Genomic DNA, 26,075 nt, shown 5'->3' on the forward strand with positions numbered 1-26,075 from the left:
TTAGCCTTTGCTTTTTCGGTGCTGCGTTTGCATAGTCCTTAACACATGCGGTTTTTGATATGCTGCAGTAGCGAAATGATAGGGGGGAATTCGTCTTATGACAACTGATCAAAAAGAAACTTCGGCAGGATTGGTGCCGGATACCAGCGAATTGGGCACGAATCTTGCTAAGATTGAAGAGCTGTCCACCCGTCTGGGCGAGATCATGTCAAACCGAAAACCCGTACGTCCCAGCCTTCAAGGCCCGGGGCAAGAGTTCTATATCAAGGCCGCCAATTCGATGTGGTCGGACATGATGGCAAACCCCGCGAAAATGATCGAACAGCAGGCCGCTTTCTGGGGCAAAACGCTGGAACACGCGGTCGAAGCACAATCCGCCCTGATGTCGGGCGAGTTCAAAGCGCCTGAAGATAGTGGTCCCAAGGATCGCCGTTTCTCGAACCCCCTTTGGGAAACGCATCCTTACTTCAATTACCTAAAGCGTCAGTACCAGATCACCTCGGGGGCGATGACCGAAGCCCTGAACGGTGTGGAAGGGCTGGACGGGGACGAGCGTAAGCGGCTGGACTTCTTTACCCAGCAGATGATCGACATGATGAGCCCGACAAACTTTCTGGGCACCAACCCGGACGCGATGGAACGCGCGATCGAGACGAACGGTCAGTCGCTGGTCGATGGGCTTGAGAACCTCGTATCAGATCTGGAAGCCAATGACGGCGAGCTTCTGGTCAAGCTGGTCGACGAAAGTGCCTTCGAGGTCGGCGGCAACATCGCCACCACCCCCGGCGAGGTCGTCTATCGCAACCGCATGATCGAACTGATCCAATACACCCCCACCACCGAAAAGGTCTATGCGCGGCCGCTGATCATCTTCCCGCCCTGGATCAACAAATTCTACATCATGGACCTGAAGGAACAGAACAGCCTGATCAAATGGATCGTTGATCAAGGCTATACGCTGTTTGTTGTCAGCTGGGTCAACCCGGACGCGACATATAGTGATGTAGGGTTGGGGGATTACGTGGAAGACGGCTATATGGCCGCAATCCGCGAGGTGAAAGAGATCACAGGTCAGCAGAAGGTCAACGTGGTTGGCTATTGCATTGCGGGCACAACGCTGTCCCTGACGCTGGCGCTGATGAAAAAGCGTGGCGACAAATCCGTGAACTCTGCCACATTCTTTACCACGCTGACCGACTTCTCGGATCAAGGCGAGGTCGGCGTTTTTCTAGATGCCGATTTTGTGGATGGGATCGAAGAAGAGGTGACCGAACGCGGCTATCTGGACAGCTTCTTCATGTCACGCACCTTCTCGTATCTGCGGCCGAATGACCTGATTTATGGTCCGGCCATCAACAGCTACATGCTGGGCAAGACACCGCCCGCCTTTGATCTGCTCTATTGGAATGGCGACAGCACAAACCTGCCGGCCAAAATGACGGTCGAGTATCTGCGCGGGCTGTGTGTGGGCAACGAATTCGCCGAGGATGGGTTTAACCTGCTGGGTGAAACCCTGAAGCTGTCGGATGTCGATACGCCGATCTGCGCCATCGCCTGCGAGACGGATCACATCGCGGCGTGGAAGTCTTCTTATAATGGGATGCGGCAGATGTCCGGTAAGGACAAGACGTTCATCCTGTCCGAAAGCGGCCATATTGCAGGGATCGTGAACCCGCCGTCGAAGAAGAAATACGGTCACTACACCAACGAAGATTGGCTTGAGGCGCCCGAAGACTGGCAGGAAGGCGCCAGCTTCCACGAGGGATCGTGGTGGGGCCGTTGGGACAAATGGCTGTCGAAGAAGTCCGGCAAGAAGGTCGATGCGCGCGAGCCCGGTGATTCGTCGCACGAGCCGCTCGCACCGGCACCCGGCACCTACGTAAGGGCGATTCCGGGCGCTTAGAGCCGTCTAAAGACTTGGAAACCAACAACTTAAAAGTGTTACATGCTGCAGTGCAGAAAAAACTTGATTTGCTGCACTGCAGCATGCATATTGTTCCCAGAAACAGACCGGCGCTTTCTCCCGGCGCCCCCGCTACTCTAGGAGCTTTAAAATGACTAAGACTCAAGACTACACCAAGATGTTCCAGGACATGATGGCCAACTTCCCGATGGACATGTCGATCGCACAAGACGCTTTCAAAAACCAGGCTGCTCTGGGCGAGAAAATGTCGAAAGTAGCCCTGCAGGCTGCTGACAAGTCGGCCGAGATCTCGACCAAGTGGACCAAAGAAACTCTGGCCAAAATGGGCGACGTTGCTGCTGCTAAAGACGAAGCAACCGACTACACCAAAGCCATGACCGACTTCGCTTCGGCTCAGGCTGAGCTGGCTGCTGAAAACATGGCTGCTTTCGCTGAAGTTGCTAAAAAAGTTCAAGCTGAAACCGTTGAGCTGATGATGGCTGCCGGCAAAGAGCTGGGCGAAGAAGCTCAGGCTGCAGTTAAAAAAGCAACCGACGAAGTTTCGAAAGCTGCCAAGAAGGCAACCTCGAAATAAGCAAGGATATACGCCGGAGCACTCCTCCCCCCGGCAACTTCCTGAAGGACGGGTCACTGACCCGTCCTTTTCTTTTTGGGGGTCCCGCACGGAATTTGAGCAAAAGTCTTGCCTTTACGCCCCGCGCTGCTAGGATTTTGCAGTGCAGAAAGATAATTTTCTGCGGGGAGGTAACATGAACAAGTCTCAGGACGCGCTGCTGATCAAGCGATATGCAAGCCGGCGGCTCTATAATACGGAAACGTCCGATTACGTAACCTTGGACGACATTGCGGGGTTCATCCGCGATGGGCGCGAGGTACAGATCATCGATCTGAAATCCGGCGATGACCTGACACGTCAGTATCTACTGCAAATCATCGCAGAACATGAAAGCCGCGGCGAAAATGTCTTGCCAGTGGATGTGCTGACCGACCTGGTCCGTTCCTATACCACGCAGGCCCAAAGCGTCGTGCCGCAGTTCCTTGCGGCCAGCTTTGAAATGCTGCGCGATGGTCAGTCGAAGATGATGGAAAATCTTGGCAGCATGGGTAATCCCATGGCGAACATGCCAGGGTTCGAGGCCATGCAGGCCCAGCAGGAAGCCTTCATGAAGGCAATGATGAGCGGCTTCTCTGGATCTTCGGGACCAGCACAGGACAGCGAGACGGACGAAAAGTCCGGAGATGCTGACGAACTGGACAAGATCAAGAAGCAGTTGGTCGAGCTGCAGTCGAAGTTGTCGAAACTCAGCTAAGACGCGCGACCCTGATCTCATAGAAAAGCCCGGCAGCAGACCGGGCTTTCTTCGTTTCGCGTGGTGTTTGAGGACTTAGTAGGTCCGGATCAGCCCGACCAGCTTGCCTTGCACCTTCACCTGTCCTTCGGGCAGAAGGCGGGTTTCATAGGCGGGGTTTGCCGCCTCAAGCGCGATCATGTCGCCGTTTTTGCGGAAGCGTTTCAGCGTCGCCTCATAGCCATCGACCTGAGCGACCACGATATCGCCATTCTCGGCTTGATTGGTTTCGCGGATCACAACAACATCGCCATTGTTGATCCCGGCGTCGATCATCGAGTCGCCTTTGACTTCCAGCGCATAGTGACGCCCACCGGCGCCCAGCATCGCGCCGGGAACCGAGACATGCTGCGCCCCGTCAGTGATCGCTTCGATCGGTTCACCCGCAGCGATGCGCCCGAGAAGCGGCAGTTCGTTCACGCCAAGCGCATCCAAGGGCAGCGCGGTGTTTGGCGTGCTTTCAGGGCGTCCACCTTCAACCACTCGCGGTTCGAACCCGGCACGGCCCGCGTTTTCCATGGTTTCCGGCAGCTTCACGATTTCGATTGCGCGGGCGCGATGGGCGAGGCGGCGAATGAAGCCGCGTTCCTCAAGCGCTGTGATCAGGCGGTGAATGCCGGATTTGGAGCGCAGGTCCAGCGCCTCTTTCATCTCGTCAAAAGAGGGGGACACCCCATCCTTTTGCATGCGCTTGTGGATAAATTCCAGAAGTTCCAACTGCTTGCGGGTCAGCATCTGCGTTCCTCCGTCCTCGTTTACGGGGCGAAAGGGATATATTTAGACCTTCAGCCCAAGGCCCTCGTCGCGGGGCGTTCAAGTTCTGTTCTAGCCATGTTCTCTTTTTGTGTCAACTGCGGGCCTATGCGCGGCCCCACGGGTCAGATCGGCAGATACTCAACCTGTGCACCAGCTTCGAGCGCAGGCGCTGCGACCGGACGCACCAGAAGTGCGTTTGCTTGGGCCAGAACGCTCAGAAGGGCGCTGTCCTGGCTGTCGAAGACAGTGATTTGGCCGCCGTCCACTCGCGCACGCATATAGTGTTCGCGAGGTCCGTTCTGACGGACATCCGCGGCAAGTATGGCCTGATGTCGCGGGGCGGCCGATTCACCCAATCCCTGCATGGCGCGCAGGGCTGGAACAAGGAAAACGTGACCGCAAACCATTGAGGATACTGGGTTTCCGGGCAGGCCGATCATCACGGCATCGCCCATCCGTCCGGCCATCAGGGGCTTTCCGGGGCGCATCAGGACTTTATAGAAGCTCTGATCCATGCCCATTTCGGCGGCCACATCGCCAACGATGTCGTGATCCCCGACGGATGCCCCACCGATGGTGACGATCAGGTCCGCATCTGCGGCAAGCTCCAGCGCAGTGCGCAGGCTGTCAGCATTGTCGCGCGCGATGGGCAACATGCGGGCGTGACCTCCGTTCGCCTCAATCAGGGCTTTCAGGCCGAAACTGTTGGAAGCGATAATCTGGTCCGGTCCCGGTTCCTCGCCGGGCATGACCAGCTCGTCCCCTGTGGCCAGAAGGGCCACGACAGGTTTGCGGGAGACGGTCAGGGTGGGCACGTTCATCGCTGCGGCCAGCGCCAGATCGGCAGGGGTCAGCACGCGGGGCGCGGGGATCTTGTCACCGGGTTTGAAATCGGCGCCTGCCGGACGCACATGCGGGCCTTTGTCTAGCTTGCGCGCCAACGTAATTAGGTTGCCTTTGCGCTCCACATCTTCCTGAATGATGACGCGATTTGTGCCTTCGGGCAGGGGCGCGCCGGTGAAGATGCGAACGCATTCTCCGGGGCCCACGCGGCCTTCATACCCGTGTCCGGCAGCACTTTCGCCAATCACGCGGAACATCGCTTCGGGGTCGGCTTCAACGCCGTTCAGCGCGTAGCCATCCATGGCCGAGGCGGCAAAAGGAGGTTGCAGGCGGGTGGCGGTGACGGGGGCTGCCAGGGCGCGGCCAGCGGCCTCGGCCAGCGGGACCTCTTCGGTTCCACAAGGCGTGACCAGCTCAAAGATTGCGTCTAACGCCTCGTTCACCGTGATCATCAGCTTGCCTCGTAGATACCTGATTTCCCGCCTTCTTTGCGCAGAAGGCGAATGCCCGTGATTTCCATGCCCTTCTCGGCCGCCTTCAGCATGTCATAGACCGTCAGGCAGGCGGTCGACACGGCGGTCAGGGCTTCCATTTCCACACCGGTCTGGCCGCCGGTTTTGACGGTGGCGGTAATACGCACGCCGGGCAGGTCGGGTTGCGGCTCAAGCTCCAACGCGACCTTGGTGATCGGCAGTGGATGGCAGAGCGGGATCAGGTCGGACGTCTTCTTGGCCCCCATGATCCCGGCCAGACGCGCAATGCCTAACACGTCGCCTTTCTTGGCCGTGCCCGAGGTGACGAGCGCCAATGTCTCGGGCGTCATGCGCACAAAGCCTTCAGCCAGCGCGATGCGATCGGTCACAGCCTTGTCCGAGACATCGACCATATGGGCCTGTCCCTCGGCGTCGAAATGGGTCAGGGGGCTATCGCTCATGCGGGCACCGGATTGGCTAGGATGGCGCGGGTTGCGGCCTCGACATCGTCCTGACGCATCAGGCTTTCACCGATCAGGAAGCTGCGGGCGCCGTGCGCGGCCATGTCGGCCAGATCTTGCGGTGTGAAGAGGCCGCTTTCGCAGACCAGATGACGCTCTTTCCCGGCCAGTTTCGACAGGCGACGGGTGGTGTCGAGCGAGGTCTCGAAAGTCTTCAGGTTGCGGTTGTTCACGCCCAGAAGCGGCGACTTCAGGATCGTCGCGCGTTCCAGTTCTTCTTCGTCATGCACTTCGACCAGAACGTCCATGCCCCAGGAAAAAGCTGCGTCTTCAAGCTCTTGCGCTTGGCTGTCCTCGACCGAGGCCATGATGATCAGGATGCAGTCAGCGCCCAAGGCGCGGGCCTCAGTTACCTGATAGGTGTCATACATGAAATCCTTGCGCAGCGCGGGCAACGACACGGCAGAGCGGGCCGCCACGAGGAATTCATCCGCACCTTGGAAGGACGGGGCATCTGTCAGGACCGACAGGCAGGACGCGCCGCCAGCCTCATAGGCTTTGGCGATCGCGGGAGGGTCGAAATCCGGGCGGATCAGGCCTTTGGACGGGCTGGCTTTCTTGACCTCGGCGATCAGACCATAGCCGGTTTCGGCGTCTTTCATCAGGGATGCCGCGAAGCCACGGGTTGGGCTTGCGGCGCGGGCGGCGGCCTCGACCTCGGACAGGGGGCGGGCGGCTTTGCACGCGGCCACGTGTTCGAGTTTGTAGGCTTTGATTTTATCCAGAACAGTGCTCATGCGCTGGTTCTAGCGCGGGCAGGGGGCGGATGGAAGGCGGAATGCGTGCAGGATTTGCGCGAAGGGCATCGACCGTCCGTCGGGTGGGCGTATAACGCCCGCCCGGTGGGGGCGGACGGGCGTTGCCCGGCGTGCCGCCGGGCGAAAGGTTTATGCCGCCGAGGTTAGGGCAGCCAGCGCCTCGATCTTGGCTTTCGCAGCGCCGCTGTCGATGCTTTCGGCGGCCATTTCGACACCGGATTTCAGATCGCTCACCTTGTCGGCCACAATCAGTGCGGCGGCGGCGTTGAACAGCACCGCATCGCGATAGGCAGACGGCGCACCATCCAGCAGTGCGCGGAAGGCGACGGCGTTCTCGGCGGGCTCGCCGCCAAGGATCGAGGCCAGCGGGTGCACCGGCAGGCCCGCGTCCTCGGGGTGGATTTCGCGGGTGTGCACTGCGCCATCCTCGACTGCGGCCACGGCTGTCGTCCCGGTGATCGAGATCTCGTCCATCCCCTCGGATCCATGTACCAGCCATGCTTTCTCGGACCCAAGGGCCAACAGCGTTTCGGCCATCGGATGGATCAGATCTGCCGCAAAAGCGCCTGTCAGCTGGCGTTTCACGCCTGCGGGGTTGGTCAGCGGACCAAGGATGTTGAAGATCGTTTTGCAGCCCATTTCCTGGCGCACCGGCATGACGTGCTTGATCGCCGGGTGATGCATCGGGGCCATCATGAAGCCGATCCCGACCTCGTTGATCGCACGTTCGGCCACGTCTGCGCCGACCATCACGTTCACGCCCATCTCGGTCAGCGCATCTGCAGCGCCCGATTTCGACGACAAGTTACGGTTACCGTGCTTGGCAACAGTCACGCCAGCACCCGCCACAACAAAGGCGGTGGCGGTCGAGATGTTCAGGGTGCCCAACGCGTCGCCGCCGGTGCCCACGATGTCCATCGCACCCTCAGGCGCGTTCACCGCATTGCACTTGGCGCGCATGACGGCGGCAGCGGCTGAATACTCTGCCACGCTTTCCCCGCGCGTGCGCATGGCGGCCAGAAGCGCGCCCATCTGAGCAGGCGTTGCACGGCCTTCGAACAGCTCTTCAAACGCGTCTTCGGCCTGTCCGCGCGACAGCGGGCCTTCGGTGGCCGCAAAAATCAGAGGTTTCATCGCGTCGCTCATGCCGCCACCTTTGTTTTCTTCAGGAAGTTTTCCAGCATCGCGTGGCCGTGCTCGGACCGGATGCTTTCGGGGTGGAACTGCACGCCTTCAATCTCAAGCTCTTTGTGGCGCAGCCCCATGATCAGGCCGTTGTCCAGCTCGGCGGTGATCTCAAGGCAGTCGGGCAGGGTGGCGCGATCCACCACCAGCGAATGATAGCGCGTCGCTTGCAGCGGCGAGGGCAGGCCTTCGAACACGCCTTTGCCTTCGTGCAGGACGGTGCCCATCTTGCCATGTACGATTTCGGGTGCGCGGACAACGTCGCCGCCGAACGCCTCGCCAATCGTCTGGTGGCCCAAGCAAACGCCAAAGAGCGGCACCTTTGCTTCGGCAGCGGCCAACGTCAATGGCAGGCAAATGCCTGCCTGTGCCGGGTCACAGGGGCCGGGGGACAGGACGATCCCATCCGCGCCCATGCCCATCGCTTCTTGCACATTCAGTGCATCGTTGCGACGCACGACCACATCGGCCCCAAGCTCGCCGAAATAATGGACGAGGTTGTAGGTAAAGCTGTCATAGTTATCGATCAGCAGGATCATCTCGCGGCCTTTCGCCAAAGTTGTATTAGAAGGGGTTACGAAATGCCCCTGTCGGGCTATACATGGTCTAGGCAAGCGCCGAGGGTCAAGAGCGGCGCGGGATCAATCGAGTAATCAGGGGGTAAAAGCCATGGCAAAAGGCTTCCTTACAGGCGTAATTTGCGGCGGTGTCGTCTCGGCGGTCGGTTTGGCGTTCGTATCACCGATGTTACCACCCATCCAGACGGCCCCTGTACCGATTGTCCAGACCGAAGCGCCGACCCCGACAGAGGCCCCGGAAGTTGTGGAAACACCGGCCGACGTCGCCGCGCCAGAAGCGGATGCTGCGCCTGTCGCCGAGGCCGTGGACGAGCCTGAAATTGTTGAAGAGGCCGCGCCCTCTGCGCCGGTGGAGGCCCCCGAGACGCCGATCGAAGACGCCGTTGGTGAAGATACGGCCACCGAGGGCAACGCGGTCGAGACAGAAACCCCCGCAGCCGAACCCGAAGAAGATGCAACAGAGGTTGAAGAACAGCCCGCACCCGCTGCACCTGAAGCCGAGACCTCTGACGCCGCAATCGTAGCACCCGAGGCGTCCGCACCTGATGTGGCCGAGGCTGACGCCAGTGCGCCAAACGCACAAGAGCCCGAGGTGACCACGGATCGGCGCATCGGGCTGGGCACAAGCGTTGCGCCCCTTACCGACCAAGCGCCCGGCGTGACCACCAACCGTCTGCCCAGCATTGGCTCGGCTGACGCGGGTGAAGAGGCTCCCGCGATCGATCTGGCCCAGCCGCTTGAAACGGCGCTGCTCGATCTGTCTTCGTCGCCTTTGGCAATCGAACGCAATGCAGTTCCCGCGTTGGCCATCGGAGGACGCCCTTTGATGGCGGTTGTGCTGAAGGATATGGGCCCTGAGCGTACCAAACTTGAGGGCATGGATAAGCTGCCCTTCCCGGTCAGCGTCATTCTGGATGTCACTGCGCCCGATCTGGACGATGCCATCGCGTTCTATCGCGCGGCTGGGGCCGAGCTTGTGATGCAGGCGGATCTGCCGCCCAACGCAACCCCAACCGACGCCGAGGTGAACCTGCAGGTGCAACAGCCCAAGCTGAACATGGGTGTGGCTGTTTATATGGCGCCCGACAGCGGCTTTCAGACCAACGCGCCCCTGTCGCGTCAGATTGCCGAGATTCTTGTGGCCTCGGGTCATGGGTTGATCACGCTACCCGAGGGGCTGAACACCGGCCACAAGAACGCGCTGAAAACCGGCGTTCCGGCAGGGTTGGTGTTCCGTGATCTGGATGGAAATGGGCAGGACAACAAGGTCATCCGCCGTTTTCTGGACAACGCAGCCTTCAAGGCTGATCAGCAAGACGGTGTGATCCTGATGGGCCGGGCGGTGCCGGAAACGCTGACCGCTCTGGTCGAATGGAGCGTGGGCAATCGTGTCGGCTCGGTCGCGATGGTGCCGGTGTCCACGGTGCTACTAGGCGGTTCCTGATCAGGCGCGCGGAATGTCAAAGCCGGGGGCGGCCAGTGTGAAGCCCTCGAATTGAAATCCCGGTGAAACGGTGCAGCTGACCAGCGTATAGGCTCCGGTCGTGCGCGCCGCTTGCCAGTGATCCTTTGGCACGATGATTTGCGGGGCCTGTCCCGCTGCAAGATCGGGGCCAAGCATGTGGTCGGTGGCGGGGCCTTCGTCGGTCTTAGACATCGACAGCACCAAGGGCGCGCCTGCGTGATACAGCCAGATCTCGCCCGCATCGACCCGGTGCCAATGGCTCTGCTCGCCCTCTTTTAGCAGGAAATAGATACAGGTGCCGCTGGGGCGCCCGTCGGCATCCGTATCCACCCATGTCTGGCGATAATGCCCACCTTCGGGATGCGGGGCGAGGTCGAGGTGCTGAATGATCTGGTTCGGGGTCATGGGGCAGGACTATAGCCTTTCGACGGATACGCGCCATCTGCAATTTGTGGTAAAATCCGGCCCATTCACGAGTGGCGAGGCAGGGCAGGGACCTATCATCCATTTCCAATCAGGAGGTTGATATGTCTTTTTATCTATTTCGGGGCCGCTACAGCACGGACAGTTTGCGTGCGTTGGTCGATAAACCGCAGGACCGCGAAGCGGCGGCTGGGGCGATGATCGACAGCATGGGGGCCAAGCTGCATCACCTGTTTTTCTGTTTCGGAGACGATGATGTTGTGGCGCTGATCGAAGCGCCGGATGACGAAACCATGGCCGCTTGCGCCTTGGTGGTCGGGGCCTCGGGCATGATGTCCGGCGGGTCCACGACCAAGTTGATGACCAGCGCAGAGGCGATGAATGCGATGAAAACCGCTGCCAAGGGGCGTGCGAACTATCAGACTGTTTGATGCAAATGAAATACTGAGCGGGGAGGCAAGATGCCCCCCGCCCTTAAAATGGGGCCTTAACTCGGCAAAGATGCGTGCGTGTTTATACGCCCGGCACGGTGCAGTCTGCAGCATCCAGATCCAGAACCGGATCATTCGCCGTGCATTCCTCGCCTGACAACGGATAGGTCTCGGTGTCGGCACAAGCGACCAATAGCGTGGAGGACGCAAGGAGGGCAAAAAACAATCTAAGCATTTAGGTGTCTCCTTCTTTGTTGGACAACTTCATTCTGCTCGTAATGCCATTCCCGGGGCTATGACGTGGATCAACCGGCCCAGAAGCCCGGGTTTGCTCGGGGTGCTTGGCTCCAAAAGCAAAAAGCCCTGCCGTTTCCAGCAGGGCTTTCCAGTCGTTCTGGGGACTGATCACTTCAGGATCGAACGCCCCGCATATTCGGCGGTCGTTCCCAGGCTTTCCTCGATACGGATCAGCTGGTTGTATTTGGCCAACCGGTCCGAACGGGCCAGCGAGCCGGTTTTGATCTGGCCGCAGTTGGTGGCCACGGCGAGGTCGGCGATGGTTGCATCCTCGGTCTCGCCCGAGCGGTGCGACATGACGTTGGTCATGCGGGCGCGGTGGGCCATGTCGACGGCCTTAAGCGTTTCCGACAGCGAACCGATCTGGTTCACCTTGACCAGCATCGAGTTGGCAGCGCCCTTTTCGATGCCTTCGGCCAGACGGGCCGGGTTGGTCACGAACAGGTCGTCGCCCACCAGCTGCACCTTGTCGCCGATGGCCTTGGTCAGGGCGACCCAGCCGTCCCAGTCATCTTCCGACATACCGTCTTCGATCGAGATGATCGGGTAGTCGTCGCACAGCGCAGCCAGATATGCGGCGTTTTCTTCCGAGCTCAGCGATTTGCCTTCGCCCGACAGAACGTATTTGCCGTCCTTGTAGTACTCGGTCGCGGCGCAATCGAGGGCCAGATAGATGTCTTCGCCGGGGGTGTAGCCTGCTTTCTCGATCGAGCTCATGATGAAGTCCAGAGCGTCGCGGGTCGAGGCGATGTTCGGGGCAAAGCCACCTTCGTCACCGATGCCGGTCGACAGGCCAGCGGCCGACAGCTCTTTTTTCAGGGTGTGGAACACCTCAGCGCCCATGCGCACGGCTTCGCGGATGTTCTCCGCGGCGACCGGCATGATCATAAACTCCTGAATGTCGATCGGGTTGTCGGCGTGCTCGCCGCCATTGATGATGTTCATCATCGGCACCGGCAGAACGCGGGCCGAAGCACCGCCAACATAGCGATAAAGCGGCAGGGCCGAGGCGTCGGCAGCCGCTTTGGCCACGGCCAGTGACACGCCCAGAATGGCGTTGGCGCCAAGGCGACCTTTGTTGGGGGTGCCGTCCAGTTCGATCATGGCGGCGTCGATGGCTTCCTGCTCGGTCGCGTCGAAGCCAACCAGCATGTCCGCGATCTCGCCATTCACGGCTTCCACGGCGGCCAGAACGCCTTTGCCCAAGTAGCGAGCTTTGTCACCGTCACGCTTTTCCACGGCTTCGTGGGCACCGGTCGACGCGCCCGAGGGCACAGCAGCGCGGCCCAACGTGCCGTCTTCCAGAATGACGTCCACCTCGACGGTGGGGTTGCCGCGGCTGTCCAGAATCTCGCGGGCGAAAATATCGACGATGGTGCTCATGTTAGCGCTCCCAATAAGAAGAAAACTTCAGTTGAGGCGTCTTTAGCCTGTTCCGCGCGACACGACAACAGGGCAGGTGAGATGTTAGCGCGCGCGGGCCTGATGTTCGCGCAAGAACATGTAGATTCCGGTGCCAATGACGATGGCCGCGCCCAGATAGGTCCAGCTGTCGGGGCGCTCGGCAAAGATCAGCATGCCCAGGATCATCGAGAAGATCAGCCGCATATAGCGAAACGGCATGATGATCGCCGTTTCCGCGATGCGCATCGCCTGAACGATCGCGTAGTAGCCCGAGACGCCGCAGATGACGGCCCCCAGCATGAAGGCCCATTCTACGCCCTGCGGCACAAGGAAAGGATCGTTGATCGGGGCCAGAAGAAGCCCCGCCGGGATGACAGCGAAGAAGCCATAGAAGGCCACGCTGACGGATGGGATCGAGGGATCCATCTGCCGGGTCAGCAGGTCGCGCACGGCGATGGTGATCACCGCTCCCAAGGGCAGAAGGGCGGCCAGTTGGAACGTGTCGCTCCCGGGGCGGATGATGATCAAGACGCCGATGAAGCCAAAGCCAATGGCGCTCCACCTCCGCCAACCGACCTGTTCGCCCAGAAACAGCGCGGCGCCCGCAGTGATCGCCAGTGGGGTCGCCTGAAAGACAGCGGCAACGGTCGACAGCGGCACCAGCGACAGGGCGGTGATGAAGAACATTGCGGCGACAGCCTCGGACGCGTTACGCCACAGCATGATGGGCGAACGCATGTCGCGATGCACCAACGGCGCCAGCGTGCCGCGCTGCACATAGGTCAGGGTGCCAAAGGCGATCATCCCGCCCAGCCCCAGAAAGACCAGCACTTCGGAGACAGGAATGCCGCGCGACATCGATTTGATGAACATGTCTTCCATGGCGAAAGCCGCCATCGAGAAGGTCACAAGGATGATGCCGCGAATGTTTTGCATGTTCTGTCCCATAGGCGCGGAGCCGTCCGCGCAGTCCGACGACAGAAACCGATTTCAGGTGGTGCGGCAAGGGGGGATTCGGTGATGTTTCCAATCACGGGGCGTGATGGATCGCGGCGCGCCTCAGTCTTTCTTGCGCACGCCGTAAAGTTCCAGCCGATGGCCCTTTAACTCGTACCCCAGCTTGGCGGCGATCTTTTCCTGCAGCGCCTCGATCTCGGGATCGAGGAATTCGATCACCTCGCCGGTGGTCAGGTCGATCAGGTGGTCGTGGTGGTCGCGATCGGCACTTTCATAGCGCGCGCGGCCATCACCGAACTCGTTCTTCACCAGAATGCCGGCCTCTTCAAAAAGCTTTACAGTGCGGTACACGGTAGCCAGCGAAATGCGATTGTCCACGGCGGCGGCGCGCGCGTGCAGCTCTTCCACATCCGGGTGGTCGTGATGGGCATCTTCCAGCACACGCGCAATCACGCGGCGCTGATCGGTCATGCGCAGCCCCATTTCTTCACAACGTTTCAAAATGGATGCGCCTGACATATGCCCCTCGGTGTTTTGATGCCCGACCCCTTATGCCGTGAAAATTCGGGCAGGCAAAGGGGGCAGGCGGGGGTATCTCAGCTGATCATGGATTTCATCATCCGGTCGAACACACGATGCGGCAGGATCCGGCGCAGAAGTGGCAGAACGTAACCAAACTTGCCCGCACGATAGATGGTGCGCGGCTTGGCGTCCTCGATCCCGCGGCGGATCGCGTCCGAGATCACCTTGGGATGCGAACCTTTCAGCGAAGGCGAGGGGTTCTGCGCCGCACTTACCATCTTCTCGACAATGTCGGCATAAGGGCCGGTGCCCGAGTTGCGGGTGATCTCTTCGCCCACCACGTCGCCAAAGCCGGTGTCGATCAGTCCCGGGGCAACCAGCACCATATAGATGCCTTTGTCTTCAACCTCGAGCCGCATGGTGTTCGTGAATCCTTCCACGAAAAATTTGGTGCCGTGATACCAGGCGCCCATCGGTGTATGGATCGTGCCACCGATGGACGAGATGTTGATGATCCGCCCGCTGCCTTGATCGCGCATGCCCGGCAGCACCAGCTGAGTCATCCGGGCCAGCCCGAAAATGTTTGTGTCGACCTGCTTGCGGGCGACCTCCATCGGGATGTCTTCGACCGCGCCATAAAGGCCGTAGCCCGCGTTGTTGACCAGCACGTCGATCCGGCCCTCAGCGTCCAGAACCTTTGCGACGGCAGCCTGCATCGACGCATCATCCGTGACGTCCAGCGACAGCGCATGCCCACCCGCTGCGGTGATCTCGGACATGGCGTCCACCCGACGCGCGCCGCCATAGACGGTGTAGCCTGCTGCCAGAAGATCCAGCGCGGTCTGCTTGCCAATCCCTGAAGATGCGCCGGTGATCAGGATAACTTTCTTTTTCATGGCATTTGCCTTTCACTAAGAAGAGGGGGTACACAGATTAAGTGACCGATGGTCAGTTAATTAAATGACCGACGGTCAGTTATCAAGGGGAGCGTGGCGATTTCGTCGCGTGATGGGCTATGGTATTGGAAGATAACGCAAAACGGGCGCGGTCCGAGGATCAGAAGGCCGAACGGCAGGCCGGAATTCTAGCGGCTGCGCGTGAAATCATCGACGAATCAGGCTTTGACGGCGTGACGATGAGCGGGCTGGCCAAGCGGGCAGGTTTGGCCAAAGGCACCCTGTATCTGTATGTCCGCTCGAAGGAAGAGCTGTTCTTGCTGTTGTTTCTTGAGGCGATGGATGAGGTGGTCGACCGGTTCAAAGCCAACGCCAAGCTTGGCGACAGTGCAGCGCATTTGGCGCATCTGATGACAGAAAACGCCCTGACCACACCGCTGTTCCTGCCGCTGTTCGCGCGGCTGGTGGCGGTGATCGAAGCCAATGTGGCCGATGAACCCCTGTTCACTGCCAAACGCCGGTTGCTCGCCCTGGGGCACGAGTGGTCCATGCATTTGGCCTATGTCACAGGCGTCGGACCCGATCAGGTCGAGGCGCTGGCCCGTACCTTGATGATGGCGATGCAGGGGGCCGCACAGTTCGACATCTCGGCGCAGCGTGATCCCGAAGGATTGCCCGACGACATGCGCGAGGCGTTCGGAGCCTACGCGTTCGCCCCCAGTTTCGAACCCTCTGCACGGTTGATCCTTGAGGCCGTGATGGCCCCGGCCCTAGAAGGCTAAAGGATCAGTTTTCCTGACATGGTGCGCACGGCGGATCCGGCGACAGTGACCCGCCCGGGCTCGGCCTTCAGATGGATTTGTGACGGGCGGCCCATGTCATCGCCCTGATGGATGGTCAGGCTTTGGGGCTCCCCACGATCGGCACATAGAAGCGCGGCCAAGGGCGCGGCGGCGGAGCCTGTGGCCGGGTCTTCCGGGATGCCATCCAAGGGCGCGAACATGCGGGTATGGATCGTGCCATCGGCATCCTCAACCCACGCATAGACCGCGAAGTCGTGATTGCCGGGGAAGAGCAGCGTCCCTTCGCGCATGGCGTCGGTGTTGGGCGAGAGGGCCGACAGTGTCTCGCGACTGTCCAGTTGCGCATAGACGAAATCTCCGCCCAGCGAAGCGATCTCGGGCTGGGTCACGATCTGATCTGGCGCGCAGCCGATGGCGCGGGCGACCAGATCGATCTCGGGCGTGCCTTTGCGCTCTAACGGCACCTCGGTTACGAAGCTGGCCTGACCGGCCTCGGCATAGGCGGGCAGGGGGCCGACGCCCAGCTCCAGCACCATGTCGGGACCATGTCCCATATCTGCCAGCATCACCGCGGTGCCAATTGTGGGGTGGCCTGCGAAGGGCAACTCGCGGTTTGGCGTGAAGATGCGAATGCGCGCCGTGTGGGCCGGATCCTCGGGCGGTAAGACGAAGGTGGTTTCCGAGAAGTTGAACTCGCGCGCGATGGTCTGCATCTGCGCGTCCGACAACCCTTCGGCATTCGGGATCACGGCCAGCTGGTTGCCGCCAAAGGCCGTGTCGGTAAACACATCATAGACACCATAATCGCGCATCACATCAGCTCCGGTTCGCGGCCGATCCGTTTCGCCATCGGGGCGACAGTCAGCCCTTGCACGATAATCGAGAAGATTACGACGATATAGGTCGCGGTCAGGATCAGCGGTTTCCACTCACTGTCAGGCAGCGAAAGCGCCAGCGCAACGGAAATCCCGCCTTTCAATCCGCCCCATGTCATGATCGGGATCACCCCGCGCGAGAAGCTTCGGAACGGTTTCAGCAGCAGCACAGGCACCGCCACGGCGGTCAGGCGCGCGACAAGCGCCAATGCGATGGCCAGCGTGCCCGCAACAACGGCGTCCATGGTGAAGGCGACGGCGAAGACCTCGAACCCGATCATCAGGAACAGGACGGCGTTCAGGATCTCATCGATCAGTTTCCAGAAGGCGTCGACATAGTTGCGGGTTTCTTCGCTCATCCCGTGTTTCGCGCCCACGTCACCGATCAGCAGACCCGCGCAGACCGCCATGATTGGGGCCGAGAAGTGCAGGGCGACAGCCAGTTCATAGCCCCCGAACGCCAAACCAAGGGTCAAGAGAACCTCAAGCGAATAGTCATCGATCCGGCGCATGATACGGAAGGTCAGCCAGCCCAAGACCACACCCAGAACCGCGCCCCCGACGGCCTCTTGTAGGAACAACATGACGGCGCCCATGGCCGCGCTTTCCTCGTGTCCGCCACCGTGGCCGCCGTGATGGGGGAAGGCCAGCCCGATCAGCACAAGAAAGACCACATAGCCGACGCCGTCATTGAACAGGCTCTCGCCCGCGATCTTGGTTTCCAGCGACTTTTGCAGGTTCGCCTCGCGCAACACGCCCAGCACCGCGACGGGATCTGTGGGGGTGATCAGCGCCCCAAAGACCAGCGCGATCAGCAAGGGCATCCCAGTGATCCAGCTGAAGCCCACGCCGACCACGGCGGTCGACAGGGCCACGCCCATGGTGGCCATCAGGAACACAAGCCGCCATTGCTGGCGCAGGTCCGAGATCTTCACGTGCAGCGCCCCTGCAAACAGCAAAAGCCCCAGCATGCCTTCCAGCAGCGCATCCGAGAAGTCGATGCTGGTCACCTGCGTGCGCACCTGATCGGCGACGCCAAGGCCCGGCGCGACAAGGTCCAGCAGCAGGATCGCGACGGAGGCGAACAGCGAGACCACAAGGATCCCGATGGCCGAGGGCAGTTTCAGGAAAAGATAGTTAATGGCCCCGAAGAGGCCCGCCAGAACAATCAAAAGCGATGCAATTTGCAGAAAAGTCATTCTCGAACCCGTGTCATCAAAAGTCGTGTTTGTGCGCCTCATAGCATGGGCGCGGGTATAGACAAATATCGGAAATCGCGACGGATTTGCTTACTCCGTGATGCGCAGCTTTGCCCAGACCGGCAGGTGGTCCGAGGCGATGCGCGCCAGCTTAGACTGATCGACGCCCGCATCCCGCAGTTCGACGCCCTCGGATGTCGCAATCCGGTCCAGCGCTGCCATCGGGCGTGACGCGTGATAGGAGCGGCCAGGGCTGTGAATGTCGAAATGCTGCTCAAGCGGTTCGAACCCACGCCGGGGGGACCATTCGTTGAAATCGCCAAGGATGACGGTGGGCAGCTCGATATGGTCGAAATGCTTCGCGAGCGCGCGCATTTGTTGGTGGCGATATGGGCGCAAGAGGCCCAGATGGGTGCCGATCACCTGCATCTTGCCCTCAATCCCGACCGATACCGCGCCGCGTGGCTCGAGCCCCGGAAGCTCCACGGTGCGCGCGTCGTGGAAGGTCAGCCCTTTCCGGACCAGCACCGCGTTACCATGACTGCCCAACGACAGCCCGTTCGAAGCAAACGGTACGGGCACAAAATCCGTCTCGCCTTCGATCAGTTTGAAGGGCAGGGCCGTGGGGCGGGGGCCCAGACGCCGGTCCGCCTCTTGCAGGACCAGTACATCCGCATTCAACTCGTTCAGCACATGCAGAATGCGATGCGGGTCACGTCTGCGGTCCAGCCCGATAGCCTTGCGCATGTTATATGTGGCGAGTTTCAGGTCCATAGCCAAACCGCCCGCGCGGGCGCGTCAGAAGAGATGTGTCATCAAATGATAGCGGTTCCGCGACTGAAAGCCCATGCGTTCATAAAGCGCACGCGCGCGCTCGTTATCGGCGTCGACCTCAAGGTTCATGGCTTTCACACCTTGCCCGGACAGGGCTCGGGACAGGGCGGCTAAAGCTTCCGATCCCATGCCACGCCCGCGCACCCGCTCGCGGACATAGATTTCGTCCAGAAACGCGTCGATGCCGCCGAATTCGATCGACCAGCCGAAGCTGACTGCGACATAGCCCACCGGGGCCACGCGCGGGCCGATCATCCAGATTGCGCCATGGGGCGAGCCTTCCAGAAGCGGGATCAGGGCACCGCGTCGTGTGGCGTCGTCCTGTTCGATGCCAGCCTCGGCATGGAACCCGGCCACGAGGGGCAGAAGTCGGTCCAGATCGTCCAGAGTGGCAAGGCGCAGGCTGCTCATAGGCGGGCGATCCTTTCGGTCAGAAGGGTAAAGAAACCATCCGCATCGAGGTCTCCGATGAACATGGCATTGGGGGCATTGTCAGTCACGCCCCACCAATCGGCGACGGTCATACCCATGGTCAGCTCGGACGAGGTTTCGACCTGCACATTGATGTGGCGACCGGTGAACAGATCCGGGCGGATCAGATAGGCGATGACGGTCGGATCGTGCAGCGGCGCGCCCTCGGATCCGTATTTGTGGATGTCGAACCGTTCGAAGAAATCCGTCATCTCGGCCACCGCATGGCCGACGTCTCCGGGCAGGGCGCGGAAGGCGTCATTTCGGGGTTTGGTCACCAGCGCCTTGTGGGTGACATCCAGCGGCATCACAACAAGCGGAACGCCGGATGTAAACACGATATCAGCGGCTTGCGGGTCGACATAGATGTTGAATTCCGCCGCTGGAGTGACGTTCCCAACCTCGAAATAGGCGCCGCCCATCAAAACGATTTCCTGTACGCGGTCCACAATGTCAGGGGCACGTTCAAAGGCGGTGGCGATGTTGGTGAGCGGCCCAAGTGGGCAGAGCGTCACGGTGCCAGTAGGTTCCGCGCGTAGGGTTTCGATGATGAAATCGACCGCGTGCTGGTCTTGAAACGGCATGGTGGGATCGGGCAGGTCTGGCCCATCGAGCCCGGTTTTTCCATGCACGTATTCCGCAGTCACCAGATCACGGCGGAGCGGACGGTCGCATCCCGCAAAGACGCGGGTCTCGGGCTTACCTGCAAGTTCGCAGACGATGCGGGCGTTCTTGGCTGTCAGGGCCAAAGGGACGTTTCCGGCGACGGCCGTGATGCCCAGAACCTCGACATCCTCGGGGCTGGCCAGCGCCAGAAGGATGGCGACCGCGTCGTCCTGGCCGGGGTCGGTGTCGATGATGATCTTACGTGTCATACCAATCCCTTACGCGGCCAACTTCACCCAAATCGGTACGTGATCCGAGGGCTTTTCACGCCCACGAACCTCTTTGTCGATCTGGCAGTCCTCAAGCATATCTGCACATTCCGGGGACAGCAGGAAATGGTCGATCCGGATGCCGTCATTGCGCTGCCACGAGCCACGCTGGAAGTCCCAGAACGAATACTGCTCGGGCGCTTGGTTGCGGGCGCGGAACGCCTCGGTCAAGCCAAGGTTCAGGATCTTGCGCCAGGCCTCGCGGCTTTCGGGGCGATAGAGCGCGTCTTCCACCCAATCCTGCGGGCGGGCGGCGTCTTCGGCTTGCGGGATGATGTTATAGTCGCCCGCCATCAGGAAAGGGATTTCCTCGACCAGCAGTTCCTCGGCACGGGCGCGCAGACGCTCCATCCATGCGAGCTTATAGTCGTATTTCGGACCTGGTACGGGATTGCCATTGGGCAGGTAGAGCCCGCAGATCCGCACAGCCTGATCGCCCACCACGGTCGCCTCGATATAACGGGCCTGTTCGTCCGCGTCATCGCCGGGCAATCCGCGGGTCACATCCTCAAGCGGGAGCTTTGACAAAAGTGCCACGCCGTTGAAGCTTTTCTGCCCGTGGGTTTCGACGTTATACCCTTTGTCTTCAAAGGCTTCGCGGGGGAAGTTCTCGTCAATCGACTTGATTTCCTGCAAGATCGCCACGTCCGGCTGCGCCTCGTCCAGCCAGTCCATCAGGGCGGGCAAACGGGCCTTGATGCCATTGATGTTGAAGCTGGCGATTTTCATGAGGCTCTCCTGTTGTTGGGGTCACTGTGGGGGCAAACGCGGGTGGGCGCAAGCATAGCTGCTCAGGCTTCGGCGATATGCCGCCCGGCGGCATGGGCGCTGGCCCAAGCCCACTGGAAATTGAACCCGCCCAGCCAGCCGGTGACGTCGACACATTCGCCGATGAAGTAAAGCCCGGGGACCGTTTTCGACATCATGGATTTGCTGTCGAGCCCGTCGGTGGACACGCCGCCCAGCGTGACCTCGGCGGTGCGATAACCTTCGGTGCCCGAAGGCGTAAGCTGCCAATCGGACAGTTGGTCCATCAGCGCATCCAGCGCCTTGTCGGACTGGTCCGCCAGCCGCTGTGTAAGGTCGAACCGATCCGCCCATTCGGTGGCGAGGTGATCGACCAGCTTTCCGGGTAGGTGGCGCGAGAGTTCCGTCGACAACTGCCGCCGCCCTTCGGTCTGGCGTTGGATGCGCAGCGCCTCGCGCAGGTTCAACCCGTGGGTCAGGTCGATATGCACGGGTTCTCCGGGCTGCCAGTAGGAAGAGATTTGCAGGATCGCGGGGCCGGACAATCCACGGTGCGTGAACAGCAGCGCCTCTTCAAAGCTGGCGCTGTCGTTCCAGACGCGCACAGGCAGGGACAGGCCGGATAGCGCCGCAAACCGCCCGTCGGGGAATGTGAAGGGCACAAGCCCCGCGCTGGTCTCGATGATCTGGTGGCCGAATTGTCGCGCGATATCATAGGCAAAGCCTGTCGCACCCATCTTGGGGATCGACTTGCCGCCCGTCGCGATGATCAGGTTTTTGCAGGTGAGCCGGCCTTGCGAGGTTTCCAGCTGAAAACCGTTATCAGTTCGCGAGATCGCGCTGACCGAAGTGTTCAGCGCCAGTTCTGCCCCGGCCTTTGCCAGCCGGTCCGTCAGCATCTCAACAATCTGCGTGGACTTCCCGTCGCAAAAGAGTTGCCCCAGCGTTTTCTCATGCCACGCAATCCCCGCCTGATCGACCAGTTCGACAAAGTCCCATTGGCTGAACCGGGCGAGCGCGGATTTGTGGAAATGCGGGTTCTGGCCCACGAAATTCTTCGGCTCGGCATACATATTGGTAAAATTGCAGCGCCCGCCGCCGGAAATCCGGATCTTCTCGCCGGGCTTTTTGGCGTGGTCGATGACCAGCGTGGCGCCTGCCTTGGCCGCATAGGGGGCAGCAAACAGCCCCGCCGCGCCTGCGCCAATAATGATCGTATGCCATTCCGTTTTCATGCGCGCGTCGTACCCTGTTCGCTGGGTGGGGGGAAGAAAAATGCGCGGCGAGGTGGTTTTCTGCAGGCGCAGTCAGAAATTGTTAACCGAGACCCGTCAAGTTTGAGGCAAATCTGACGTTTCACTGGAAGGATCACTGTCATGGACCATCTGACCCGCGCCCAATGCCTGCACAGTCTGGACCTTTTGGTCGGACAGGAAGACGCGTTTGCCGAGGCGTTTTTTCCGCTGCTATTTCACCGCGCGCCAGAGCTGCGGGTGATCTTCCCCGAAGGGATCGACGATCACGCCGCGCAAGTCCGTATGCTCTATCGTCTGATGGTGGCATTTGCCGGGAAGGACGTGACGCTAACCGCTGGGCTGCGCCTGATCGGGTTCCGCATGGCGATGCGGGGTCTTGGCGCGGACCATGCCGAGCTGCTGGCCACCACGCTGATCGGGACGCTGAAACGCCAGTTGGGCAATTCGTGGCAAGCGGATTTCGCCTATGCTTGGCGGATCGCCAAGGAAGACGCACTGGACGCGATGGCGCTTGGCGCAGAGTTGATGGCCGCGTGACGCTTAGATCGAGAACGAGGTGCCGCAGCCGCAAGAGGCCGTGGCATTGGGGTTGTCGATCACGAAACGGGCGCCGATCAGTTCCTCGGTGAAGTCGATCACGGCATCGGCAAGGAAGGGCAGCGACACTTCGTCCACCACCACCTGTTCGCCGCCGCCCGACAGGACCAGATCGCCCTCGGCCGGATCATCCAGCGAGATCTCGTATTGAAAGCCCGAACAGCCGCCACCTTCGACTGCGACGCGCAGTGCTTTGCCCTGTTGGCTTGCGCCGATCTCGGACAGGCGGGCGAAGGCTCGGTCAGTGACTTTGGGGGGCAGGGTCAGGTCCATCGGGAAATCCGTTTCATGTTCACGCAAAACGCAATATAGGTTGGCCTGACGGGCGCGACAAGACGCCCCGGACAGGCGCGCGCGGACGGGACATCCGCAAGAGGCCAGACATGACAGGCGGAAAGGGGCAGCCATGCTTGCCAGCTTTGCAACCCATCCCGGTGGCAGCCGGGGGCGACTGTACCCGGAAGGGGAAAGCGAATTTCGCGAGCCGTATCAACGGGATCGCGACCGGATCATCCACTCCTCGGGCTTTCGCAGGCTGAAGCACAAGACGCAGGTGTTCGTTGAGCACGAGGGCGATTATTTCCGCACCCGCCTGACCCATTCCATCGAGGTGGCGCAGGTGGCGCGGACCATCGCGGGGGCACTGGGGCTGAATAGTCACCTGACCGAGGCCGTAGCGCTGGCCCATGACCTTGGCCACACGCCCTTTGGTCATACGGGCGAAGACAAGCTGGACGAGTTGATGGCCCCCTTTGGCGGCTTTGATCACAACGCGCAGGCGCTGAAAATCGTGACCTCGCTAGAACGGCACTATGCCAAATGGGACGGGCTGAACCTGACATGGGAGACCTTGGAGGGCATTGCCAAGCATAACGGCCCGGTGACCGGTGAACTGCCCTACGCGTTGGCCGAGTATAACGCCAAGCATGATCTGGAGCTGTCGACGCATGCGGGTGCCGAGGCGCAGGTGGCGGCGTTGGCAGACGACATCGCCTATAACAACCACGATCTGCATGACGGATTACGGGCGGGTCTCTTCACCATGGAAGAAATTGCTGAGCTGCCCATCGTGGGTGCTGCGATTGCCGAGGTAGATGGGCTCTATCCCGGACTGGACGCAGGTCGGCGGCGTCACGAGGCGCTGCGGCGGGTCTTTGGCGTGATGGTTGAGGACGTGCTAGATACGTCGCAGGCCTTGCTGAACGCGGCTGATCCACAATCCGTGGAAGATATTCGCGCGCTGGACCACGCGGTTATCCGCTTCTCACCTGATCTGTGGGCCGACCTGAAAGTCATCCGAAAGTTTCTGTTCACTCGCATGTATCGTGCACCGTCCGTGGTTGAAATGCGCACGCGCGTCACCGCAGTGGTCGGCGATCTGTTCGGACATTTCATGGCCCATCCGATGGAGTTGCCTGAGGACTGGTGTCGCGAGATTGAAGCCGCAGAAGGCGAGACTGCCTTGGCGCGCTTGGTGTCAGACTACATTGCCGGGATGACGGACCGGTTTGCGTTGCAGGAGCATGCGCGTTTGGGGTTGGGCGGGTAGGGGCTTTGCCCCTCTTGGCTTTCAGCCAATTCACCCCAAGGTATTTTTGCCAAGAGGAAGGGGCGGGCGCCTGCATCGCTTGACCTTTGGGTTGGGGGTGCTAAAGCGTTTCGAGATCAAGTTGGCTCACAGCTTGAATTCGAAACGCCCTCGAGATTGGTAAGGTCCGGGCGTTTCGCCATACTATTGTGGTTCAATAGTATGCCGAAACGCTTTAGGAGTGCGCCTGAGAGAAAAGGACCAGACCGATGAACCTGTTTGCCGATATTCGCGCGCTTGTGATTGATGCCCTGACCCAGATGGTCAGCGAAGGCGCTTTGCCCGAGGGGCTGAGCTTTGACAACGTGGCGGTCGAACCTCCGCGCGATGCGGCGCATGGGGATATGGCGACGAATGCGGCGATGGTTTTGGCGAAGCCCGCCAAAATGAAACCCCGCGACATTGCGGATGTGCTGGCCGGAAAGCTGGCCGAGGATGCGCGCATTGACGTGGCCGAGGTGGCAGGTCCCGGGTTCTTGAACCTGCGTCTGGCGGCGACGGTTTGGGCTGGTCTGGTCGAAGGCGTGTTGGCGGATGCGAACTATGGTCGTTCGACCATGGGCGCTGGGCAGAAGACCAACGTGGAATATGTCTCGGCCAACCCCACGGGGCCGCTTCATGTGGGGCACACGCGCGGCGCGGTTTTTGGGGATGCGCTGGCGAGCCTGCTGGATTTCGCGGGCTATGACGTGACGCGCGAGTACTACATCAACGATGGTGGCGCGCAGGTCGATGTGTTGGCGCGGTCTGTGTATTTGCGGTATCTGGAAGCGCATGGCCAAGAGGTCGCGTTTGAGGATGGCACCTATCCCGGCGACTATTTGGTCCCGGTGGGCGAGGCGCTGAAAGCCAAGGTGGGTGACGCCTATGTGGGCAAGCCGGAAGCCGACTGGCTGGTTGCGATCCGCGAGTTTGCGACTGAGGCCATGATGGACCTGATCCGCGAGGATCTGGCGCAGCTGGGTGTGAAGATGGATGTCTTCTTCTCGGAAAAATCACTGTATGGCACGGGTCGGATCGAAGGCGCACTGGAGACGCTTCAGAACAAGGGCCTGATCTATGAGGGCGTGCTTGAGCCGCCCAAGGGCAAAAAGCCCGAGGATTGGGAGCCGCGCGAGCAGACCCTGTTCAAATCGACGGAGCATGGCGATGACGTGGACCGCCCGGTGAAGAAGTCAGACGGCAGCTGGACCTATTTCGCGCCGGACATTGCGTACCATTTCGACAAGGTCGAGCGGGGCTTTGATGCGCTGATTGACGTCTTTGGTGCCGACCACGGTGGCTATGTGAAGCGGATGAAAGCGGCTGTGTCGGCGCTGTCTGACGGCAAGGTGCCGCTGGACATCAAGCTGACCCAGTTGGTGAAGCTGTGGAAAAATGGCGAACCCTTCAAAATGTCCAAGCGGGCGGGCAACTTTGTCACCCTGCGTGATGTGGTCGAGCAGGTGGGCTCGGACGTGACCCGTTTCGTAATGCTGACCCGCAAAAACGACGCGCCTTTGGACTTCGATTTCGACAAAGTGCTGGAGCAGTCCAAGGACAACCCGGTCTTCTATGTGCAATACGCCCACGCGCGTGTGCGCTCGGTTCTGCGCAAGGCGGAAGAGCAGGGCGTGACCCTGACCGACACGCCGAATTTGCAGGACGAGGCCGAGCTGGCCGTGGCCAAGAAGCTGGCCGAATGGCCGCGTCTGGTCGAGATCGCCGCGCGCACCCATGAACCGCACCGGATTGCGTTCTATTTGTACGAGCTGGCCTCGGACTTCCATGCGCTGTGGAACCGTGGCAACGACAAGCCGGAACTGCGCTTCCTTCAAGATGGCAATAATGACTCATCGGCGGCAAAAATTGCCCTACCGCGTGCCGTGGCCGTTGTCATTTCGTCCGGATTGGGTATTTTGGGCGTAACTCCGGCCGAGGAAATGCGCTGACAAAATGCGCCCCGGTCGAGTGCGAGTAGAGCAGTTTGACCGGTGCAGGGTGTGGAA

At 60.5% G+C, this 26,075-nt stretch carries 29 protein-coding genes; 9 read left to right on the top strand and 20 right to left on the bottom strand.

What is annotated here, in order from left to right; all coding sequences use genetic code 11:
• Positions 1 to 97: 97 nt before the first annotated feature.
• The 3 genes from EOL43_RS05275 to phaR all read left to right on the top strand — a co-directional run bounded on the left by EOL43_RS05275 (position 98) and on the right by phaR (position 3,234).
• Positions 98 to 1,903, top strand: a complete 1,806-nt coding sequence (locus EOL43_RS05275) for a PHA/PHB synthase family protein (RefSeq protein WP_133486281.1) — start codon at positions 98 to 100, stop codon at positions 1,901 to 1,903.
• A gap of 151 nt (positions 1,904 to 2,054) precedes the next feature.
• Positions 2,055 to 2,498, top strand: a complete 444-nt coding sequence (locus EOL43_RS05280; protein ID WP_133486283.1) for a phasin family protein — start codon at positions 2,055 to 2,057, stop codon at positions 2,496 to 2,498.
• Positions 2,499 to 2,673: 175 nt separating this feature from the next.
• Positions 2,674 to 3,234 (top strand): polyhydroxyalkanoate synthesis repressor PhaR, encoded by a 561-nt coding sequence (gene phaR / locus EOL43_RS05285; protein ID WP_133486285.1) that lies wholly within the window; start codon positions 2,674 to 2,676, stop codon positions 3,232 to 3,234.
• A gap of 75 nt (positions 3,235 to 3,309) precedes the next feature.
• On the opposite strand, the gene lexA is transcribed toward phaR, so the two are convergent.
• From lexA to EOL43_RS05315, 6 genes are all read right to left on the bottom strand, one after another.
• Positions 3,310 to 4,008, bottom strand: a complete 699-nt coding sequence (lexA, locus tag EOL43_RS05290) for a transcriptional repressor LexA (protein WP_133486287.1) — start codon at positions 4,006 to 4,008, stop codon at positions 3,310 to 3,312.
• A gap of 143 nt (positions 4,009 to 4,151) precedes the next feature.
• Positions 4,152 to 5,324: a molybdopterin molybdotransferase MoeA gene (locus EOL43_RS05295; RefSeq protein ID WP_133486289.1), complete on the bottom strand. Its 1,173-nt coding sequence runs from the start codon at positions 5,322 to 5,324 to the stop codon at positions 4,152 to 4,154.
• Positions 5,324 to 5,806 (bottom strand): cyclic pyranopterin monophosphate synthase MoaC, encoded by a 483-nt coding sequence (gene moaC / locus EOL43_RS05300; protein WP_133486291.1) that lies wholly within the window; start codon positions 5,804 to 5,806, stop codon positions 5,324 to 5,326. The genes EOL43_RS05295 and moaC overlap by 1 nt, the downstream gene beginning before the upstream one ends.
• The gene (gene trpC, locus EOL43_RS05305; RefSeq protein ID WP_133486293.1) at positions 5,803 to 6,603 is read right to left on the bottom strand and encodes an indole-3-glycerol phosphate synthase TrpC; all 801 of its coding nucleotides are present in this window, start codon (positions 6,601 to 6,603) and stop codon (positions 5,803 to 5,805) included. The genes moaC and trpC overlap by 4 nt, the downstream gene beginning before the upstream one ends.
• 150 nt (positions 6,604 to 6,753) lie before the next feature.
• Positions 6,754 to 7,770: an anthranilate phosphoribosyltransferase gene (gene trpD, locus EOL43_RS05310; protein ID WP_133486295.1), complete on the bottom strand. Its 1,017-nt coding sequence runs from the start codon at positions 7,768 to 7,770 to the stop codon at positions 6,754 to 6,756.
• Positions 7,767 to 8,348 (bottom strand): anthranilate synthase component II, encoded by a 582-nt coding sequence (locus tag EOL43_RS05315; RefSeq protein WP_133486297.1) that lies wholly within the window; start codon positions 8,346 to 8,348, stop codon positions 7,767 to 7,769. Before EOL43_RS05315 ends, trpD begins: the two co-directional genes overlap by 4 nt.
• Positions 8,349 to 8,478: 130 nt before the next feature.
• Between EOL43_RS05315 and EOL43_RS05320 the strand changes: the two genes are divergently transcribed.
• Entirely contained in the window at positions 8,479 to 9,831 is a 1,353-nt protein-coding gene (locus EOL43_RS05320) for a divergent polysaccharide deacetylase family protein (RefSeq protein ID WP_133486299.1), read from the top strand.
• Here EOL43_RS05320 and EOL43_RS05325 read toward each other — a convergent pair whose 3' ends face one another.
• On the bottom strand, positions 9,832 to 10,257 hold the full coding sequence (locus EOL43_RS05325) for a cupin domain-containing protein (RefSeq protein WP_133486301.1): 426 nt from the start codon (positions 10,255 to 10,257) through the stop codon (positions 9,832 to 9,834).
• Between the two features lie 122 nt (positions 10,258 to 10,379).
• Between EOL43_RS05325 and EOL43_RS05330 the strand changes: the two genes are divergently transcribed.
• Positions 10,380 to 10,706 carry a GYD domain-containing protein gene (locus EOL43_RS05330; RefSeq protein ID WP_133486304.1) on the top strand — a complete coding sequence of 109 codons (327 nt, stop codon included), beginning with the start codon at positions 10,380 to 10,382 and terminating at the stop codon, positions 10,704 to 10,706.
• A gap of 82 nt (positions 10,707 to 10,788) precedes the next feature.
• Here the strand turns inward: EOL43_RS05330 and EOL43_RS15330 are convergent, their stop codons facing one another.
• The 5 genes from EOL43_RS15330 to EOL43_RS05350 all read right to left on the bottom strand — a co-directional run bounded on the left by EOL43_RS15330 (position 10,789) and on the right by EOL43_RS05350 (position 14,782).
• Positions 10,789 to 10,941, bottom strand: a complete 153-nt coding sequence (locus EOL43_RS15330) for a hypothetical protein (RefSeq protein ID WP_166636203.1) — start codon at positions 10,939 to 10,941, stop codon at positions 10,789 to 10,791.
• 170 nt (positions 10,942 to 11,111) lie between these two features.
• Positions 11,112 to 12,386 carry a phosphopyruvate hydratase gene (eno, locus tag EOL43_RS05335; protein WP_133486309.1) on the bottom strand — a complete coding sequence of 425 codons (1,275 nt, stop codon included), beginning with the start codon at positions 12,384 to 12,386 and terminating at the stop codon, positions 11,112 to 11,114.
• An 84-nt stretch (positions 12,387 to 12,470) separates the two neighbouring features.
• Positions 12,471 to 13,343, bottom strand: coding sequence for a DMT family transporter (locus EOL43_RS05340; RefSeq protein ID WP_133486311.1), 873 nt, complete (start codon positions 13,341 to 13,343; stop codon positions 12,471 to 12,473).
• A gap of 123 nt (positions 13,344 to 13,466) precedes the next feature.
• Positions 13,467 to 13,883, bottom strand: a complete 417-nt coding sequence (locus EOL43_RS05345) for a Fur family transcriptional regulator (RefSeq protein WP_133486313.1) — start codon at positions 13,881 to 13,883, stop codon at positions 13,467 to 13,469.
• 77 nt (positions 13,884 to 13,960) lie between these two features.
• Positions 13,961 to 14,782, bottom strand: a complete 822-nt coding sequence (locus EOL43_RS05350) for an oxidoreductase (protein ID WP_133486315.1) — start codon at positions 14,780 to 14,782, stop codon at positions 13,961 to 13,963.
• 119 nt (positions 14,783 to 14,901) lie between these two features.
• Between EOL43_RS05350 and EOL43_RS05355 the strand changes: the two genes are divergently transcribed.
• Positions 14,902 to 15,564, top strand: a complete 663-nt coding sequence (locus EOL43_RS05355; protein WP_133486317.1) for a TetR/AcrR family transcriptional regulator — start codon at positions 14,902 to 14,904, stop codon at positions 15,562 to 15,564.
• Here EOL43_RS05355 and EOL43_RS05360 read toward each other — a convergent pair.
• From EOL43_RS05360 to EOL43_RS05390, 7 genes are all read right to left on the bottom strand, one after another.
• Positions 15,561 to 16,397 carry a PhzF family phenazine biosynthesis protein gene (locus EOL43_RS05360; RefSeq protein WP_133486318.1) on the bottom strand — a complete coding sequence of 279 codons (837 nt, stop codon included), beginning with the start codon at positions 16,395 to 16,397 and terminating at the stop codon, positions 15,561 to 15,563. The two genes, EOL43_RS05355 and EOL43_RS05360, sit on opposite strands and share 4 nt — an antisense overlap.
• Positions 16,397 to 17,659: a cation:proton antiporter gene (locus tag EOL43_RS05365; protein ID WP_133486319.1), complete on the bottom strand. Its 1,263-nt coding sequence runs from the start codon at positions 17,657 to 17,659 to the stop codon at positions 16,397 to 16,399. Before EOL43_RS05365 ends, EOL43_RS05360 begins: the two co-directional genes overlap by 1 nt.
• A 90-nt stretch (positions 17,660 to 17,749) precedes the next feature.
• On the bottom strand, positions 17,750 to 18,433 hold the full coding sequence (locus EOL43_RS05370) for an endonuclease/exonuclease/phosphatase family protein (RefSeq protein WP_133486320.1): 684 nt from the start codon (positions 18,431 to 18,433) through the stop codon (positions 17,750 to 17,752).
• Positions 18,434 to 18,457: 24 nt separating this feature from the next.
• Positions 18,458 to 18,904, bottom strand: a complete 447-nt coding sequence (locus tag EOL43_RS05375) for a GNAT family N-acetyltransferase (RefSeq protein ID WP_133486321.1) — start codon at positions 18,902 to 18,904, stop codon at positions 18,458 to 18,460.
• On the bottom strand, positions 18,901 to 19,839 hold the full coding sequence (locus tag EOL43_RS05380; RefSeq protein WP_133486323.1) for a nucleoside hydrolase: 939 nt from the start codon (positions 19,837 to 19,839) through the stop codon (positions 18,901 to 18,903). The genes EOL43_RS05375 and EOL43_RS05380 overlap by 4 nt, the downstream gene beginning before the upstream one ends.
• Before the next feature lie 9 nt (positions 19,840 to 19,848).
• On the bottom strand, positions 19,849 to 20,628 hold the full coding sequence (gene xth / locus EOL43_RS05385) for an exodeoxyribonuclease III (RefSeq protein WP_133486325.1): 780 nt from the start codon (positions 20,626 to 20,628) through the stop codon (positions 19,849 to 19,851).
• Between the two features lie 62 nt (positions 20,629 to 20,690).
• Positions 20,691 to 21,881: a BaiN/RdsA family NAD(P)/FAD-dependent oxidoreductase gene (locus EOL43_RS05390; protein WP_133486327.1), complete on the bottom strand. Its 1,191-nt coding sequence runs from the start codon at positions 21,879 to 21,881 to the stop codon at positions 20,691 to 20,693.
• Between the two features lie 141 nt (positions 21,882 to 22,022).
• Here EOL43_RS05390 and EOL43_RS05395 point away from each other — a divergent pair, with 141 nt between their 5' ends.
• On the top strand, positions 22,023 to 22,439 hold the full coding sequence (locus EOL43_RS05395; RefSeq protein ID WP_133486329.1) for a globin family protein: 417 nt from the start codon (positions 22,023 to 22,025) through the stop codon (positions 22,437 to 22,439).
• A gap of 3 nt (positions 22,440 to 22,442) precedes the next feature.
• Here the strand turns inward: EOL43_RS05395 and EOL43_RS05400 are convergent, their stop codons facing one another.
• Positions 22,443 to 22,766, bottom strand: coding sequence for a HesB/IscA family protein (locus EOL43_RS05400; RefSeq protein WP_133486572.1), 324 nt, complete (start codon positions 22,764 to 22,766; stop codon positions 22,443 to 22,445).
• A gap of 139 nt (positions 22,767 to 22,905) precedes the next feature.
• Between EOL43_RS05400 and EOL43_RS05405 the strand changes: the two genes are divergently transcribed.
• Both EOL43_RS05405 and argS read left to right on the top strand, forming a co-directional pair.
• A complete protein-coding gene (locus EOL43_RS05405; protein ID WP_133486331.1) occupies positions 22,906 to 24,048 on the top strand; it encodes a deoxyguanosinetriphosphate triphosphohydrolase in 1,143 nt (380 codons plus the stop codon).
• Positions 24,049 to 24,296: 248 nt separating this feature from the next.
• Positions 24,297 to 26,018 carry an arginine--tRNA ligase gene (argS, locus tag EOL43_RS05410; protein ID WP_133486333.1) on the top strand — a complete coding sequence of 574 codons (1,722 nt, stop codon included), beginning with the start codon at positions 24,297 to 24,299 and terminating at the stop codon, positions 26,016 to 26,018.
• Positions 26,019 to 26,075: the final 57 nt, after the last annotated feature.

Source organism: Aliiroseovarius marinus (assembly GCF_004360145.1).
Classification (GTDB): domain Bacteria; phylum Pseudomonadota; class Alphaproteobacteria; order Rhodobacterales; family Rhodobacteraceae; genus Aliiroseovarius; species Aliiroseovarius marinus.

Coding starts and splice junctions, on each gene's coding strand:
- EOL43_RS05275 (WP_133486281.1), top strand. CDS start 98: ATGACAACTGATCAAAAAGAAACTTCGGCAGGATTGGTGCCGGATACC.
- EOL43_RS05280 (WP_133486283.1), top strand. CDS start 2,055: ATGACTAAGACTCAAGACTACACCAAGATGTTCCAGGACATGATGGCC.
- phaR (WP_133486285.1), top strand. CDS start 2,674: ATGAACAAGTCTCAGGACGCGCTGCTGATCAAGCGATATGCAAGCCGG.
- lexA (WP_133486287.1), bottom strand. CDS start 4,008: ATGCTGACCCGCAAGCAGTTGGAACTTCTGGAATTTATCCACAAGCGC.
- EOL43_RS05295 (WP_133486289.1), bottom strand. CDS start 5,324: ATGATCACGGTGAACGAGGCGTTAGACGCAATCTTTGAGCTGGTCACG.
- moaC (WP_133486291.1), bottom strand. CDS start 5,806: ATGAGCGATAGCCCCCTGACCCATTTCGACGCCGAGGGACAGGCCCAT.
- trpC (WP_133486293.1), bottom strand. CDS start 6,603: ATGAGCACTGTTCTGGATAAAATCAAAGCCTACAAACTCGAACACGTG.
- trpD (WP_133486295.1), bottom strand. CDS start 7,770: ATGAGCGACGCGATGAAACCTCTGATTTTTGCGGCCACCGAAGGCCCG.
- EOL43_RS05315 (WP_133486297.1), bottom strand. CDS start 8,348: ATGATCCTGCTGATCGATAACTATGACAGCTTTACCTACAACCTCGTC.
- EOL43_RS05320 (WP_133486299.1), top strand. CDS start 8,479: ATGGCAAAAGGCTTCCTTACAGGCGTAATTTGCGGCGGTGTCGTCTCG.
- EOL43_RS05325 (WP_133486301.1), bottom strand. CDS start 10,257: ATGACCCCGAACCAGATCATTCAGCACCTCGACCTCGCCCCGCATCCC.
- EOL43_RS05330 (WP_133486304.1), top strand. CDS start 10,380: ATGTCTTTTTATCTATTTCGGGGCCGCTACAGCACGGACAGTTTGCGT.
- EOL43_RS15330 (WP_166636203.1), bottom strand. CDS start 10,941: ATGCTTAGATTGTTTTTTGCCCTCCTTGCGTCCTCCACGCTATTGGTC.
- eno (WP_133486309.1), bottom strand. CDS start 12,386: ATGAGCACCATCGTCGATATTTTCGCCCGCGAGATTCTGGACAGCCGC.
- EOL43_RS05340 (WP_133486311.1), bottom strand. CDS start 13,343: ATGCAAAACATTCGCGGCATCATCCTTGTGACCTTCTCGATGGCGGCT.
- EOL43_RS05345 (WP_133486313.1), bottom strand. CDS start 13,883: ATGTCAGGCGCATCCATTTTGAAACGTTGTGAAGAAATGGGGCTGCGC.
- EOL43_RS05350 (WP_133486315.1), bottom strand. CDS start 14,782: ATGAAAAAGAAAGTTATCCTGATCACCGGCGCATCTTCAGGGATTGGC.
- EOL43_RS05355 (WP_133486317.1), top strand. CDS start 14,902: ATGGTATTGGAAGATAACGCAAAACGGGCGCGGTCCGAGGATCAGAAG.
- EOL43_RS05360 (WP_133486318.1), bottom strand. CDS start 16,397: ATGCGCGATTATGGTGTCTATGATGTGTTTACCGACACGGCCTTTGGC.
- EOL43_RS05365 (WP_133486319.1), bottom strand. CDS start 17,659: ATGACTTTTCTGCAAATTGCATCGCTTTTGATTGTTCTGGCGGGCCTC.
- EOL43_RS05370 (WP_133486320.1), bottom strand. CDS start 18,433: ATGGACCTGAAACTCGCCACATATAACATGCGCAAGGCTATCGGGCTG.
- EOL43_RS05375 (WP_133486321.1), bottom strand. CDS start 18,904: ATGAGCAGCCTGCGCCTTGCCACTCTGGACGATCTGGACCGACTTCTG.
- EOL43_RS05380 (WP_133486323.1), bottom strand. CDS start 19,839: ATGACACGTAAGATCATCATCGACACCGACCCCGGCCAGGACGACGCG.
- xth (WP_133486325.1), bottom strand. CDS start 20,628: ATGAAAATCGCCAGCTTCAACATCAATGGCATCAAGGCCCGTTTGCCC.
- EOL43_RS05390 (WP_133486327.1), bottom strand. CDS start 21,881: ATGAAAACGGAATGGCATACGATCATTATTGGCGCAGGCGCGGCGGGG.
- EOL43_RS05395 (WP_133486329.1), top strand. CDS start 22,023: ATGGACCATCTGACCCGCGCCCAATGCCTGCACAGTCTGGACCTTTTG.
- EOL43_RS05405 (WP_133486331.1), top strand. CDS start 22,906: ATGCTTGCCAGCTTTGCAACCCATCCCGGTGGCAGCCGGGGGCGACTG.
- argS (WP_133486333.1), top strand. CDS start 24,297: ATGAACCTGTTTGCCGATATTCGCGCGCTTGTGATTGATGCCCTGACC.